We start from the raw sequence: 14,504 nt of genomic DNA on the forward strand, positions 1-14,504 counted from the left end.
CCCAAGGCAAAATTGACTAACTCTCTGACCATTTCACGTGACTAATGATTGTTATGTTATACAAGTGCTCTTAATAAGAATGGTAATTATCGACGCATAAACTCAACACATCTATGTATTTTTTATGGCAATCTAATTCAACGTATGTTGGCTCTGACCACAATAAAAGGGATATTTATATGATAAATAAGTGTAAGTGCCATAGCTTAATTTGTTTTAATTGTTAAGATAGAAACCTGAACACATCCATTCTGCCGATGCTAAAACATAGAAAAGCCCATGAAAGACAAGCCGACATTAACATATCAATTGCCGACTCAGTCCTGTTGGACGCATACATGGATAAAACCTCCTTTTTATCATCCCGAGTCAGGGCATGAATCTGATACACGTTTTTATAACCAACAGCCTAAATCACCGGCTAGAGGCTCAAAAGAGCTATTACGTTGGTTAGTTACGCGTGAGTCTTTTACATGGAACGTTGATATTCAAAATGAATACGATACCCGTGTAAATACGGCTGTGGCCTTGCCTCAAAATCGTCCTCAGGCGGATTTAGATGATTGGCAAGTTTGGTTTGTTGGGCATGCGACGGTATTGATTCAGATCGGGCCTTATAACTTTATTACCGATCCAGTATGGTGTGATTATGCAAGCCCTTCACAGGGTCGTGGACCTCGCCGTGTGTGTCCCGCAGGTTTTGCGTTAGAACAGTTGCCGACAATTCATGGTGTTCTACTCAGCCATAATCATTATGATCATATGGATTTGGCTACGCTTGAATGGCTACATAAAAAATTCGCAATGCCGATTTACACTGGACTCGGGAATGGGTTCTATCTACCCAAAGAGTTTCATGTGATTGAGATGGATTGGTGGCAAGAAATTCCATATCACGAACTAAGAATAATCTATACACCTGCACAGCATGGTTCCGGTCGTGGTCTACGCGACCAGAATAAAGCGCTCTGGGGCGGCTTTTCGGTTGTTGCTAAAACAGGCCATTGTTTCTTTGCTGGTGATACGGGTTATGCGGGGCATTTTAAGCAAATTCATGCACGTTATGGGGCGCCGCGTGTTGCTTTGCTTCCGATCGGAGCTTATGAACCTCGCAAGTTAATGAGTTATGTTCATATGAACCCTCAAGATGCTGTGCATGCACATTTAGATTTGCAAGCTCATCGTTCTGTTGCGATTCATTATCGAACTTTCCAGTTGACTGACGAAGATCGAGAAGATCCTGAACATGCGCTAGCTCAAGCAATTAAAGCTTCATCGAAACTTGCGAATCCTTTTTATTGCATTCGAGAAGGGCATAAATTGACTGTCTAAAAGGATATCATTTTATATTTAAGTAAAAAGGCCAGTTCAATTTGAACTGGCTTTTATGATTTTGACTTAAATTAAGCTAAGTCGAAACGATCAAGATTCATGACTTTAGTCCATGCCGCTACAAAGTCTTGAACAAATTTTTCTTTACCATCTGCCTGAGCATAAACTTCTACCAGTGCACGCAAGATTGAGTTTGAACCGAAGACTAAATCATTACGTGTTGCAGTAAATTTTACTGTGCCTGTTTTACGGTCTTTGCCTTCAAATACTTCGCTTGTTGAATCAACAGGTGCCCACACAGTAGACATGTCGAGTAGATTCGTAAAGAAGTCTGTGCTGAGTACACCAACCTGATGAGTGAATACACCGTGTTGCGAACCATCCCAGTTGGTGCCCAGTACACGTAAACCACCAATCAATGCAGTTAACTCTGGTGCAGTCAAAGTCAGTTGCTGTGCTTTATCAATTAATAAAGCTTCAGTTGCTGCATTGACTCCCTCTTTTTTCCAATTTCTAAAACCATCGGCAAGGCCGAGGAGTAATTGGAAAGACTCGACATCAGTTTGACTTTGTAATGCGTCAACACGACCAGGGGCAAATGGAACGCTAATATTGAAACCTGCCTCTTGAGCAGCTTGCTCTACACCAACGTTACCTGCTAGCACAATTAAATCAGCCAATGACAGTTGAGTTGAGGCTTTGATTTCTTCAATTTTAGTTAAAGTTTCAACAGCTTTTTGGTTTACTTCCCAATCACGTTGCGGTGATAAGGCAATACGTGCGCCGTTTGCTCCACCACGTTTGTCTCCACCACGGAAAGTTGACGCTGAAGCCCAACCAAGAGAAACCAACTCACCAGCAGATAGCCCTAGTGCAACAATTTTTGCTTTTGCATCAGCAATGCTGGCAGCCGATGGTGCAGTGCTAGCAGCAGGTAACGGATCTTGCCAAATTAAATCTTCAGCTGGAACTTCAGGACCTAGATAACGTGCTTTTGGTCCCATATCGCGGTGAGTTAATTTGAACCATGCGCGGGCAAAAGCATTAGCGAAAGCTTGTGGATCGTTATGGAAGCGACGAGAGATTTTTTCAAACTCAGGATCAAAACGTAAGGTCAAATCTGTAGTAAGCATTGTTGGCTTACGTTTAATTGATGGATCGAATGGATCAGGAATGATCGCTTCAGCATCTGCTGCTACCCATTGAATTGCACCAGCAGGTGAGCGCTCTTGTACCCACTCGTATTTGAATAGGTTTTCAAAGAAGTAATTACTCCATTGTGTTGGAGTCTGTGACCAAATGACTTCTAAACCAGAAGTGATCGCGTCTTTACCAACACCTGTACCAAAGCTATTTGACCAGCCAAAGCCCATCTGTTCAATTGGCGCTCCTTCAGGATCAGCCTGAACATGGTCAGCAGAGGCAGCACCGTGGGTTTTACCTAAAGTATGGCCACCTGCAATTAATGCAACAATTTCTTCATCATCCATTGCCATGTTGCCGAAAGTCGCACGAATAAACGGTGCAGCCGATTTTGGATCGCCACTGGCTTGTGGACCTTCAGGGTTCACATAAATTAGACCCATTTCGGTTGCAGCTAGATTGCTGCCTTCCAATGCTTCAGAGTTGCGATGAGCTAACCATTCTTTTTCATCGCCCCAGTTTACATCGTTGTCTGGTTCCCAAACATCTTCACGACCTGCACCAAAACCAAAGGTGCGGAAGCCAGAAGACTCAAGCGCAATGTTACCGGCAAGAATAAATAAATCTGCCCACGATATTTTTTGACCGTATTTTTGTTTAACTGGCCATAGTAAGCGGCGTGCTTTATCTAAGCTCGCATTGTCAGGCCAACTATTTAATGGTGCAAAACGTTGTTGACCACGACCAGCACCACCACGGCCATCGCCCATACGATATGTACCGGCAGCATGCCATGCTAAACGAATAAATAAGCCCGTATAATTTCCCCAATCGGCTGGCCACCAATCTTGGGAATCTGTTAATACATTTTTGATATCAGCTTTGAGTGTGTAGTAGTCGAGTTTTTGAAATTCTTGACGATAATTAAAATCTTTACCGAGTGGATTAGAACGTTCTGAATGTTGATTCAGCAAGTCAACACGTAATTGTTTTGGCCACCAATGTAAACTAGGCGTGCCACCACCGATCGTTGCTTCTGGTTTTGAGTTATGACCTGAAAAAGGACATTTTGATTCGTCTGACATGGTTATATTCTCTCTGGGTAATAATTATTGAGCTCTTAATAAAGTAGTAGGGCTCATTTTCCTGGATTTCTGGTTTAAAAACTCATGTTTATTAAATAAAGAAATGAGTGAACAAATGGTGAGAGAAACCGTTTAAAAAATTCTTTTCACTAAGATGTTGGCCCATCATGTTTATTTAATAATGCATCAGATTCCTTTAATTGTTATTCCTCCAATTTACTGTATGAAGGTTAAAAAACAAGAGGAAAAATAAGTTGAAGCTTGAAAATAACGATGCATAGAATTACCTCTTCAATTGTTGGAACAACGTAAGATCTTTTAATAACGCTCTTTAAATATAGTAGAAGTAGAAGGCTTATTTTTCAAATGGATTAAATTGTCAGTATTGATTTAAAAAACCGATTTTAATTTTGTTCAAAAAAGTAGGATGCAAGCGAGAGTGAAAAGAAATTTTTGTATTCAGTTTTATTAAGTTATTTAAAATAAAAAAGGAGAGCATCGCTCTCCTTTTTCTTTAGATACTAAACATTTACGATTCGATTCGATTTGACCATGTCGGCTAGGCCATGAGTTTTAAAATAGTACTCAAGCCAACTTTTCACAATAAGCGGATTATTCATTTTCATAACATCACCAAGTAATTTTTGTGCATCTGTCATAGGTACATGACAAATTGCTTTTCGTACTCGCAGAATGTTACTTGAACTCATTGAAAGGGTATTGAATCCCATCGCCATGAGTAAAATTGCCGATAATGGATCACCTGCCATTTCACCACAAATACTGATTGGTTTTTTGTGGTCATGACATTCTTTAACCAAACGAGTTAAAGCACGTAAAATAGAAGGGTGGAAATGCGAGTAAACGTTTGCCACATGTGGATTATTACGGTCAACCGCAAGTAAATATTGGGTTAAGTCATTTGAACCCACAGAGAAGAAATCGACGAGTTCAGCAAACTCATCAATTTGTAGCAATACACTTGGTACCTCAACCATAATCCCAATTTTAGGCTTGGTAATTTTAACTTGCTCTTCTTCTTGCACCGCCATCCAGTCACGCTCAAGTAAGTAAAGCACTTCTTCGACTTCACTGACTGTAGTCACCATTGGCAATAAAATATGCAAATTATTTAAACCAATACTGGCTTTGAGCATTGCACGAATTTGCGACGAAAAAATCTCGGGATGATCCAGCGTGAAACGAATACCACGCCAGCCCAATGCCGAGTTTTCTTCTTCGATACTGAAATACGGTAAGTCTTTATCGGCACCAATATCCAGAGTTCGCATCACCACAGGTTTGTTGGCGAAGTGGCTCAACTGTTGACGATAGATTGCACGTTGTTCTTCTTCACCCGGGAAGCGTTCCCGTAACATGAATGGAATTTCACTTCGATATAGACCAACACCTTGAGCGCCGCGTTGTACTCCGCGAACCACATCAATCATAAGGCCTGTGTTTACATAAAGTGGAACAGATACACCATCTGGAGTAATCGCTTCTTTGGTCTCGTATTGTTTGAGATCTTTTGCGATCTGCTCATCTTCTTTTTGAATTTCTTTATAACGTTGGCGTAAACGGCGTGGAGGATTTATAAAAACACGGCCTTGATAAGCATCCACAATCATTTCTGCATCATCGAGCGTGTTAACAGGAAGTTCAGTTACGCCAACTACAGTTGGAATTCCTAATGCACGGGCCACAATCACCATATGTGAATTGGCTGCACCTTCTGAAGTTACAATTGCTGCAATATTGTCTACAGGCAGCTCAACGAGTGCCGCAGTACTAATCTCTTCACCAATTAAAATACTGTCTGGGCTCAGTTCACGGTGGCTAGAGTCTTCTTCTTGCAACGAGGCTAAAATACGTCGGCCTAAATCTTTAAGGTCAGAAACTCGCTCACGTAGATAGTCATCTTCCATTTGTGCAAATAGGGCAGTGTGTTTTTCTATTACACGACGTACTGCACCTTGTGCCCAATGTCCATCACGAATGAGTTCTTTGATTTCTGCTGGTAACGCATTTTCATCTAGCATTCTTAAGAAAACACTAAATAAAGCGCGTTCTTCTGCCATTAAAGAATCATGCATTTTCTCATCTAAAGAACGAATCTCTGAACGAACTGAAGAAATGGCTTGATCTAGAAGTCGAAGTTCATGACTAATATCTTCTGCTTCACGGTCAGGTACTGACGCTAAATCGGCAGGTGGATATAAAATAATAGCGCGACCTAAAGCAACACCGCCTGCACCTGAAGCACCTTGAAAGGTTTTATAGGCAGGGCCATTGCTTGGTTTGCGAAATACGTCAATATTTCCAACTGCGTGAGCGTGGGCAATAACACCAGAAAGCTGAGCACACAGAGTGACTAAAAATGACTCGGCTGCTTCGCTAAAATCTTGAGGAAGTTTGTTTTGTACAACCAAAACACCCATAACCTTACGGCGATACATGACAGGTACGCCAAGGAATGAGTTGTAAATTTCTTCACCTGTTTCAGGTAAATACATGAAACGCTCATGTTTTGGAGCATTGTCAAGGTTAACAATTTCTTCACGTTGCCCGACCAGACCGACTAAACCTTCACCGAGTTGCAGTGAAACATGGCCTACAGATTCTTGGTTTAAGCCTTTAGAGGCCATCAATACATAGCGCTGATTGCGTTCATCGAGTAAATAAATAGAGCAAACATCCACTTTCATGGCTTCAGCAACCTGATTGACCATGGTGTCTAATGATTCATGCAAACTGACGGACGCATTAACTTCTTGGACAATGCGCCGTAGAGTGTCGAGTTGCATGTTTGACATGGATGTATACTCCAGTATTTTTTTAGACTATGAATGTATTTATAACAGCACTTTTAATAAAAATCATTTGCTAGATAAATGATTTTTAGGGTAATTGTTGCATCGGCAACTGTGTACACAACTCCACCATGGCTTTACGATAAACATCACGCTTGAAGTTCACCACTTGTCCAAGAGGATACCAATAGCTAACCCACTGCCATTCATCGAATTCGGGTGGGTCGGAGAGGTTTAACTGAATATTTTTTGCATGCGCAGTTAATTTCAGTAAAAACCATTTTTGTTTCTGTCCGATACATACGGGGTCAGAGTCTGACCGAATGTAACGATGTGGCAAACGATAACGCAGCCATCCTTTGGTTTGCGCAATAATCTGGACATGTTCGGGCAATAAGCCGATTTCTTCTCTCAGTTCTCGAAAAAGTGCCTGTTCAGGAGTTTCTCCAAACTGAATGCCTCCTTGTGGAAATTGCCAAGCATTGTGACCAATGCGCTTTGCCCATAAAACCTGTCCATCATCGTTTGCCAAAATGATCCCGACATTCGGTCGGAAACCTTCTGAATCGATCATTTGGCTACCTAAATATTGTCTATATCGTTGACTTTAATCGCGGGGACAAACACTTTTTTATGTCCAGCTCGAAAAGATCAAAGTAAAATGTTTAAATTGCTACGATCTTAACGAATTTCTATCGACTAGCGGAGATAGATTTACATTTTTTTTCTTAAATTTCAGTTTAAACGAGAATTTTCATGAAACTGGCGTTGTTTGATTTAGACCATACCTTGTTAAATACCGATTCAGACCACTCGTGGGGTGAATTTTTAGTCAATGAAGGTTTGGTTGATCCGGTTCATCATCGTCAGATGAATGATAAATTTTATGAAGATTACAAAGCAGGGCAACTTGACCCCTATGCTTATAATGAATTTGTCTTTGGATTTTTAACAAAGCACGACAATAATTATTTAACTGAACTTCACCAGTTGTTCATGCAAAAAGTGATTCGCCCACAAATGCGTCCAAAAGGTTTTGATGCAATCAAAAAACATCAAGATTTAGGACATACGATTGTCGGAATCACTGCAACAAGTGATTTTATTACTGCACCAATTTTCCGTGAATTTGGGATTACAGAAATTTTAGCAACCAATGCTGAAGTTGCTGATGGGAAATATACGGGTAAAGTTGCGGGTTTAGCATGTTATCAAAAGGGCAAGCTTGCACGTCTAGATGGATGGTTGGAAGGTCGTAGCGTGTCTGAGTCTTGGGCTTATTCAGATTCAATCAACGATCGTTTTTTACTTGAATATGCAACGCATGCAATTGCAGTAAATCCTGATGATCGCCTTGAAAAACTGGCTCAAGAAAATAATTGGGATATTCAGGACTGGTCAATTTCACAGGCATGATATTCCTCAATATTTGAATCGCTTTTGTGGCATTGAGAGCAAGGGCGATTTAAATCGGTCATGATGATGAGTGAGGATATGATGGATAATCAGAATGAGACCGAAAAAAAGAAGACCCGTAAAGGTAATCTTCTTGAAGAATTTGGTGGGCAACTGATTGACGGTTTCATCACACTCATTGGTGAACTTTTTATTTACATTGTTTTTCTATTATTTTCAGGTACTTTAATTGGCATTGTCGTTGCCGCGATTTTCTTCGGTTGGGGCATACTATTTTTGCTGCTACCTTTTGCTGTTTTGATTTATATCCTTTTTAAAAAATATAGTCGTTAATTCAATTATTCCTGCATCATTTTAATCAATTCTTGCATAGCTCTAGATTGAGTACGTGCAGGATGCCATACCATGCCTAATTGACGATTCATTTCGACATCTAAATCAAGTTGCTGCATATCTTGGTTCAGCAAAGTTTTTGGTAAAACTGACCAACCCAAACCAATCGACACCAACATGCGAATAGACTCAAGAGGGTTATTGCTCATGGTGATTTTGGGTTTCAGTCCTTGCTTTTCAAATTCGGCTAACGTGATTTGAGCAGTGTAAGTTTGTGCCGCGGGTAATAAGCTTGGGTATTCAATAAGGTCTTGTAAGGTCAGATGCTCTTTTTGTGCAAGTGGATGAAATGGAGCAGCAACAAAAACTAAAGGATCATTCCAGATTGTAATGTAGTTAAGGCGCTCATCACCTGAAGGAGGAAGGGTTAAAAATGCTAACTCTAAATCACCAGCCAGCACTTTTTCATGTGCTTGCTCTGAGTCAACAAAATGCACATCTAAGGTGACCTGCGGAAATTGCTGAACAAAGTGTTTAAGGGGCGCGGGTAAATGATGCAAGCCAATGTGATGACTCGTTCCAATTTTTAAACGACCTTGTATCTGGGTTTGTTCATGGCTAAGCGTATGGTGGATATCTCCAAGATCATTTAGCCAGTTTTTAACTTTGGGTAGTAATGAATGTGCAGCATGAGTTGCCTGAACACCTCGGCCTGCGGACTCAAATAGTTTTACACCAAAATATTCTTCTAGACTGTGAATCCGTTTGGTTACAGCAGGTTGAGTAATAAATAATTGATCTGCTGCCACAGAGATAGACCCTGTTTCCATAACTTTTACAAAAGCTTCAAAGGCTGCAAGATTCATAATACAACTCAACTTGGAATAGAAAAATCGAGGGGCTAAAGTTGCCGAGCCAAAATCGTATCATGCTTGCAGCAAAACCAGTGAGAAAGTTGTGAATTACCGCACTAATCTTAGCCTAAGCTGTTGTTTCCTCTTCTGCTAAGGCAGTTATACGGCGATCTTTAGCTGCCCATACTTTTTCATGGAAGAAAAAAGCAAATGCTTGTACTGTTGGTTCGAGCATGCTTAGGGTTAAAGCCATCCAAATATTACCTGTTACAAAGTATGCAACTATCATCGCTACGCTAATATGCATAATGTAATAGCTGAAGGTTTTCTTTAATGTACGTTGATTATTTACAACAAATTTTTGAATATTAGCCATGATCATTCTCTTTAGCCACTTTAGATATTTTTAGTATAGAGATGAGAGTATAAGATTAAAAATTGATTATGCAAATGATAATCATTAACAAAAACGATTTATTAAATTTGATAGTTATAACCGGGATTATAATTGATTCCAAAAAGTTTTCTAATTTATAAAAATGATAAATTAGATTTATGTGAAACTCTGGCTATAATCGAAGAAAGATTAGAATTACCCAGTCCAATGGAGCAAGACGACATGGCAGGCAAAACTTTATATGACAAATTGTGGGATGACCACGTTGTTTCACAGCGTGATGATGGCTCATGTTTACTTTATATTGACCGTCATTTATTGCATGAAGTGACTAGTCCACAAGCATTTGAAGGTTTGCAACTTGCCGGTCGTCAACCATGGCGTTTAAGTGCAAACGTTGCTACACCGGACCATAACGTTCCAACGTCTAAAAAAGAACGTGACCAAGGCATTGCAGGTATTGAAGATGATACGTCTCGTATTCAAGTTCAAACCTTAGATGACAACTGTAAAGCTTTTAATATTGTTGAATTCAGCATTAATGATATCCGTCAGGGTATTGTGCATGTCGTTGGACCTGAACAGGGCTTAACTTTACCCGGCATGACAGTCGTATGTGGTGATTCACATACAGCTACTCACGGTGCTTTCGGTTGCTTGGCGCATGGTATTGGGACATCTGAAGTTGAACATGTGTTAGCAACACAATGTTTGATTCAGAAAAAATCTAAAAACATGTTAGTACGTGTAGATGGCGTATTAGGCAAAGGCGTAACATCAAAAGATGTTGTGTTGGCAATCATTGCTAAAATTGGTACTGCTGGTGGTACAGGCTATGCAATTGAGTTCGGTGGTCAAGTTTTCCGTGATATGTCGATTGAAGGGCGTATGACGGTATGTAACATGGCGATTGAAGCGGGTGCTCGTGTCGGTATGGTTGCAGTTGATGACAAAACTGTTGAATACGTGAAAGGTCGTAGCTATGCACCAAAAGGCGAGCAATGGGAACAAGCAGTTGCTTACTGGGACACTTTGCATTCAGATGAAGACGCGGTGTTTGATGCAGTCGTTGAATTAAATGGTGCAGAGATCGAGCCACAAGTGTCTTGGGGAACTTCACCTGAAATGGTTATTCCAGTCACAGAAGCTGTACCAACTTTAGAACAAGCGAAAGATGACGTTCAACGTAATGACTGGACGCGTGCTTATCAATATATGGGCTTAAATGCAGGTCAAGCATTAGCTGATATTCAACTTGATCGTGTCTTTATTGGTTCTTGCACTAACTCTCGTATTGAAGATATTCGTGCTGCTGCTGAAGTGGTTAAAGGCCGTAAAGTGGCGTCTAGCATTAAGCAAGCGATGATTGTTCCGGGGTCTGGTTTAGTTAAACAGCAGGCAGAAAAAGAAGGCTTGGATAAAATCTTTTTGGAAGCTGGTTTTGAATGGCGTGAACCAGGTTGTTCAATGTGTTTAGCAATGAATGCAGATAAGTTACAACCGGGTGAGCACTGTGCATCGACGTCTAATCGTAACTTTGAAGGTCGTCAAGGTAATGGTGGTCGCACTCACTTGGTGAGTCCAGCAATGGCGGCAGCGGCTGCAATTGCAGGTCACTTTGTTGATGTTCGTTCATTTTAATTCGGTCTGGAGCAAACCATGAAAGCTTATACAGTTGAACAAGGTATCGTTGCACCATTAGATCGTGCCAATGTTGATACAGATTTAATTATTCCAAAACAGTTCTTGAAATCAATCAAACGTACAGGTTTTGGCGATAACTTATTTGATGAACTTCGTTATTTAGATGAAGGCTATCCGGGACAAGATAATTCAGTTCGTCCCAAAAATCCGGATTTCGTTTTGAACCAGCCACGTTATCAAGGCGCAAATGTTTTAATTGCTCGTACCAACTTTGGCTGTGGTTCAAGCCGTGAGCATGCACCTTGGGCATTAAATGAATACGGTTTCCGTACGGTTATTGCGCCAAGCTTTGCTGATATTTTCTTTAATAACTGTTTCAAAAATGGCATGTTACCTGTCATTTTGTCAGAAGAAATTGTTGATCAGTTATTTAAAGAATGTGCTGCTAATGAAGGATATCAATTAACAATTGATTTAGCTGCTCAGGAAGTTCGCACGCCAACAGGTGAAGCTTTTAAATTTGAAGTTGACCCATTTCGCAAGCATTGCTTGTTAAATGGCTTGGATGATATTGGTTTAACGCTTCAAAATGCCGAAGCAATTCGTGCTTATGAAGAAAAAACTAAACAAGTTCGTCCTTGGGTATTCCAAGAGTTAAATTAACCTTTTGGTACATTTTAAACATAGCCATGGCGTAGTGTTCAAACTCTTGCTAACATGCTAAAGCATAAAAACACCTTAAAATTATGCACTAGATGAGGATTGGGCTTGAACAATGAAGAGGAACGTTACTCATAGCTTTTTGTTGAGCCTGTGCGCAATAACACTCAGTGCTTGTCAGAGCACGTACAATGTAGTGGATACTGTTCGTATTAAGCAGGCTGAACAAGAAAATTTGGGGCAGAATGCAGCAATATATTGTTCGGGCGCGAAGAGTTGTGAATTTGAACGACTAAATGATATTACTGTAGTGGATGCGCAAACACGACGAATTAGTAATCAGGCAATTCATCAAGGAATTGTACGATTGCACGGTTCAGTGCTTGGCCAAACTAACAGTTTATATTTATCTGTGCCCGCTAAACAATATGAAGTGGTGATCCGTTTCTATCCGATTTCTCCAGATCGGGCTGAAACAATCCATGTGATTCACCAGTTTAATGCCAACCATCGCTATACATTTAAAATGTACCGAGACAAAACTAACCGTTCGGGTAGTTTGCTAAATGTTTCTGTACCAGATCCATTATGTGTCGACTTAGATCAGGATGGGCGTGTAATTCGCCGTTTTTGTCGACCATTTGATGTAACAACAGGGCTAGGCGAGTTCCTTGAACAGAAAAAACTAACACCGCGGTAATCATAACGCTGCTTGTTTTTGGAAAATGGAAAAAGTTCATGTCTAAACAGATTTTAATTTTAGCTGGTGATGGTATTGGTCCCGAAATTGTTGGGGCAGCAGAAAAAGTATTAAATACAGTAAATGAAAAATTTAATTTATCGTTGACTTGGGAACATGGCCTATTGGGTGGTGCAGCAATTGATGCGCATGGTGAACCGTATCCAGCTGTAACGAGTGAACAAGCAAAAAAAGCTGATGCGATTTTATTAGGTGCAGTAGGCGGACCAAAATGGGATGCGATCGAGCGTTCTATTCGTCCTGAACGTGGGCTTTTAAAAATTCGTAGTGAACTCAACTTGTTTGCTAACTTACGCCCAGCGATTTTATATCCGCAATTAGCAGATGCTTCTAGCTTAAAGCCTGAAATTGTTGCTGGCTTAGATATTCTGATCGTTCGTGAACTTACTGGTGGTATCTATTTCGGTCAGCCACGTGGTATTCGTGAACTCGAAAACGGCGAAAAACAAGGCTATAACACAGACGTTTATTCTGAAAGTGAAATTAAGCGTATTGCAAAAGTTGCTTTTGAGCTTGCAGGTTTGCGTGGTGGTAAAGTTTGTTCGGTTGATAAAGCGAACGTTTTAGAAGTTACAGAACTTTGGAAGCAAACAGTTACTGATTTGCAGCAAGCGAGTTATTCAAACATTCAGCTTTCACATATGTATGTCGACAATGCTGCAATGCAACTTGTACGTGCACCAAAACAGTTTGACGTGATTGTAACGGGTAACTTGTTTGGCGATATTTTATCTGATGAAGCGGCAATGCTTACAGGTTCAATCGGTATGTTGCCATCTGCATCGTTAGATGAAAATGGCAAAGGTATGTATGAGCCTTGTCATGGTTCTGCACCTGACATTGCGGGTCAAAATGTGGCTAACCCATTGGCAACAATTCTTTCTGTTGCAATGATGCTTCGCTATACATTCCGTGAAGAAGCTGCTGCAAAAGCAATTGAAGATGCTGTAGGTCAAGTACTTGATCAAGGCTTGCGTACAGCAGATATTATGTCTGAAGGTATGACAAAAGTTGGTACAGCCGAGATGGGTGAAGCAGTTGTAGCCGTGCTTGCTTAAAACTTACTTCGCTAAAAAACGCAGCTCAACGCTGCGTTTTTTTGTGCCTATGTTTTAGCAGGCTTTGCCTTCATATTGAATAGACTCGGCAATATCATTTTTAAGTTGGAAAATAACTTTACAGTTGAAATTCAAATCGTAAGAATTGCCACCCAAATTACCTGATTGTATAGCGACAGAATTACCTCTCATGTCGACATTAGTTACCATCGGAATTGGAATGTTTAATGGACGTAAAATCGTATAGATAAGTTGATTGGATGTTTTCTGTGGAGTATTCGCGACTTGAAAACCAAGACTACGTAGATTGATATCTTGCCGAATGGTAGTCGATGACTTACCTAGAAAGCTCTTTAAATATTCTTGTAAATCTATAGATTGGCGGGGATGACTAGTACAACCGCTCACGTTCATCATGATTAAACAAAGTAGACCGATCTGACATCGGGTATCTATATTCATTTTTATCTCAATAAAAATATTTATTATTAAAGAACAATAGGTTGGATTTGAATACTTGTAAAGTAAAAAAGGAAGATTATGATAAATGAAAGGTCAACTTACCTTTACACATATCCTGACATTCAAATCGTTTTAATAATAATTTCATAGAAAACTTAAGGAAGAAAAGTATGAGAAAAATAGTTTTTGCTTTTTTATGCAGCTTTGGAATGACTGCGGTCTATGCAGATAATTGCGATAGTGCCCGAAATACTTACGATGATATTTACTGTACAAATAAAATTTATGCGAGTGCGGATGTAGATCTGAATAAGAACTATCAAGCATTGCGCGTAAAATTAAATACGGCACAGAAAAATATTCTTAAGAAGTCTCAGCTCGCGTGGATACGTCAACGTGATGCAGATTGTACAGATTCAAATAGGAATAGCGTAGACGTGCAATGTCGTTTACAGACAACGCAAGAAAGAAACCATTGGCTGCAAGAAAGATTGCGTGAATGCCAAACGGTGGGATGTAAAACCAGTCGCTTAAGTGAATAAACAAC

Annotated in this window: 14 protein-coding genes; 8 read left to right on the forward strand and 6 right to left on the reverse strand. The window is 40.2% G+C overall.

What is annotated here, in order from left to right; all coding sequences use genetic code 11:
- Window positions 1-279 precede the first annotated feature (279 nt).
- Complete coding sequence (locus NL42_RS12835; protein WP_461313029.1) at window positions 280-1,332, forward strand: MBL fold metallo-hydrolase; 1,053 nt, start codon at window positions 280-282, stop codon at window positions 1,330-1,332.
- A 71-nt stretch (window positions 1,333-1,403) separates the two neighbouring features.
- On the opposite strand, the gene katG is transcribed toward NL42_RS12835, so the two are convergent.
- The 3 genes from katG to NL42_RS12850 form a co-directional block, all read right to left on the reverse strand.
- Complete coding sequence (gene katG, locus NL42_RS12840; protein ID WP_461313030.1) at window positions 1,404-3,560, reverse strand: catalase/peroxidase HPI; 2,157 nt, start codon at window positions 3,558-3,560, stop codon at window positions 1,404-1,406.
- Window positions 3,561-4,081: 521 nt separating this feature from the next.
- The gene (gene ptsP / locus NL42_RS12845) at window positions 4,082-6,376 is read right to left on the reverse strand and encodes a phosphoenolpyruvate--protein phosphotransferase (protein ID WP_461313031.1); all 2,295 of its coding nucleotides are present in this window, start codon (window positions 6,374-6,376) and stop codon (window positions 4,082-4,084) included.
- A gap of 85 nt (window positions 6,377-6,461) precedes the next feature.
- Complete coding sequence (locus tag NL42_RS12850; protein ID WP_004794866.1) at window positions 6,462-6,947, reverse strand: RNA pyrophosphohydrolase; 486 nt, start codon at window positions 6,945-6,947, stop codon at window positions 6,462-6,464.
- A gap of 182 nt (window positions 6,948-7,129) precedes the next feature.
- On the opposite strand from NL42_RS12850, the gene NL42_RS12855 reads away from it, so the two are divergent.
- Window positions 7,130-7,789: an HAD family hydrolase gene (locus NL42_RS12855; protein WP_461313032.1), complete on the forward strand. Its 660-nt coding sequence runs from the start codon at window positions 7,130-7,132 to the stop codon at window positions 7,787-7,789.
- 81 nt (window positions 7,790-7,870) lie between these two features.
- A complete protein-coding gene (locus tag NL42_RS12860) occupies window positions 7,871-8,122 on the forward strand; it encodes a hypothetical protein (protein WP_461313033.1) in 252 nt (83 codons plus the stop codon).
- Between the two features lie 5 nt (window positions 8,123-8,127).
- Here NL42_RS12860 and NL42_RS12865 read toward each other — a convergent pair whose 3' ends face one another.
- Both NL42_RS12865 and NL42_RS12870 read right to left on the reverse strand, forming a co-directional pair.
- Complete coding sequence (locus tag NL42_RS12865; protein ID WP_461313034.1) at window positions 8,128-8,988, reverse strand: LysR family transcriptional regulator; 861 nt, start codon at window positions 8,986-8,988, stop codon at window positions 8,128-8,130.
- A gap of 115 nt (window positions 8,989-9,103) precedes the next feature.
- The gene (locus NL42_RS12870) at window positions 9,104-9,358 is read right to left on the reverse strand and encodes a DUF2061 domain-containing protein (RefSeq protein ID WP_171068112.1); all 255 of its coding nucleotides are present in this window, start codon (window positions 9,356-9,358) and stop codon (window positions 9,104-9,106) included.
- Window positions 9,359-9,595: 237 nt separating this feature from the next.
- On the opposite strand from NL42_RS12870, the gene leuC reads away from it, so the two are divergent.
- The 4 genes from leuC to leuB all read left to right on the forward strand — a co-directional run bounded on the left by leuC (window position 9,596) and on the right by leuB (window position 13,495).
- Window positions 9,596-11,014, forward strand: coding sequence for a 3-isopropylmalate dehydratase large subunit (gene leuC, locus NL42_RS12875; protein ID WP_461313035.1), 1,419 nt, complete (start codon window positions 9,596-9,598; stop codon window positions 11,012-11,014).
- 18 nt (window positions 11,015-11,032) lie between these two features.
- Window positions 11,033-11,680: a 3-isopropylmalate dehydratase small subunit gene (gene leuD, locus NL42_RS12880; RefSeq protein ID WP_461313036.1), complete on the forward strand. Its 648-nt coding sequence runs from the start codon at window positions 11,033-11,035 to the stop codon at window positions 11,678-11,680.
- Between the two features lie 112 nt (window positions 11,681-11,792).
- A complete protein-coding gene (locus NL42_RS12885) occupies window positions 11,793-12,377 on the forward strand; it encodes a hypothetical protein (protein ID WP_016139366.1) in 585 nt (194 codons plus the stop codon).
- Between the two features lie 38 nt (window positions 12,378-12,415).
- Entirely contained in the window at window positions 12,416-13,495 is a 1,080-nt protein-coding gene (gene leuB, locus NL42_RS12890; RefSeq protein ID WP_003654715.1) for a 3-isopropylmalate dehydrogenase, read from the forward strand.
- Between the two features lie 54 nt (window positions 13,496-13,549).
- On the opposite strand, the gene NL42_RS12895 is transcribed toward leuB, so the two are convergent.
- A complete protein-coding gene (locus NL42_RS12895; protein WP_461313037.1) occupies window positions 13,550-13,957 on the reverse strand; it encodes a hypothetical protein in 408 nt (135 codons plus the stop codon).
- Window positions 13,958-14,127: 170 nt separating this feature from the next.
- Between NL42_RS12895 and NL42_RS12900 the strand changes: the two genes are divergently transcribed.
- On the forward strand, window positions 14,128-14,499 hold the full coding sequence (locus tag NL42_RS12900; RefSeq protein WP_461313038.1) for a lysozyme inhibitor LprI family protein: 372 nt from the start codon (window positions 14,128-14,130) through the stop codon (window positions 14,497-14,499).
- Window positions 14,500-14,504: the final 5 nt, after the last annotated feature.

This window comes from Acinetobacter sp. GN11 (assembly GCF_054823985.1).

Coding starts and splice junctions, on each gene's coding strand:
- NL42_RS12835 (WP_461313029.1), top strand. CDS start 280: ATGAAAGACAAGCCGACATTAACATATCAATTGCCGACTCAGTCCTGT.
- katG (WP_461313030.1), bottom strand. CDS start 3,560: ATGTCAGACGAATCAAAATGTCCTTTTTCAGGTCATAACTCAAAACCA.
- ptsP (WP_461313031.1), bottom strand. CDS start 6,376: ATGTCAAACATGCAACTCGACACTCTACGGCGCATTGTCCAAGAAGTT.
- NL42_RS12850 (WP_004794866.1), bottom strand. CDS start 6,947: ATGATCGATTCAGAAGGTTTCCGACCGAATGTCGGGATCATTTTGGCA.
- NL42_RS12855 (WP_461313032.1), top strand. CDS start 7,130: ATGAAACTGGCGTTGTTTGATTTAGACCATACCTTGTTAAATACCGAT.
- NL42_RS12860 (WP_461313033.1), top strand. CDS start 7,871: ATGGATAATCAGAATGAGACCGAAAAAAAGAAGACCCGTAAAGGTAAT.
- NL42_RS12865 (WP_461313034.1), bottom strand. CDS start 8,988: ATGAATCTTGCAGCCTTTGAAGCTTTTGTAAAAGTTATGGAAACAGGG.
- NL42_RS12870 (WP_171068112.1), bottom strand. CDS start 9,358: ATGATCATGGCTAATATTCAAAAATTTGTTGTAAATAATCAACGTACA.
- leuC (WP_461313035.1), top strand. CDS start 9,596: ATGGCAGGCAAAACTTTATATGACAAATTGTGGGATGACCACGTTGTT.
- leuD (WP_461313036.1), top strand. CDS start 11,033: ATGAAAGCTTATACAGTTGAACAAGGTATCGTTGCACCATTAGATCGT.
- NL42_RS12885 (WP_016139366.1), top strand. CDS start 11,793: ATGAAGAGGAACGTTACTCATAGCTTTTTGTTGAGCCTGTGCGCAATA.
- leuB (WP_003654715.1), top strand. CDS start 12,416: ATGTCTAAACAGATTTTAATTTTAGCTGGTGATGGTATTGGTCCCGAA.
- NL42_RS12895 (WP_461313037.1), bottom strand. CDS start 13,957: ATGAATATAGATACCCGATGTCAGATCGGTCTACTTTGTTTAATCATG.
- NL42_RS12900 (WP_461313038.1), top strand. CDS start 14,128: ATGAGAAAAATAGTTTTTGCTTTTTTATGCAGCTTTGGAATGACTGCG.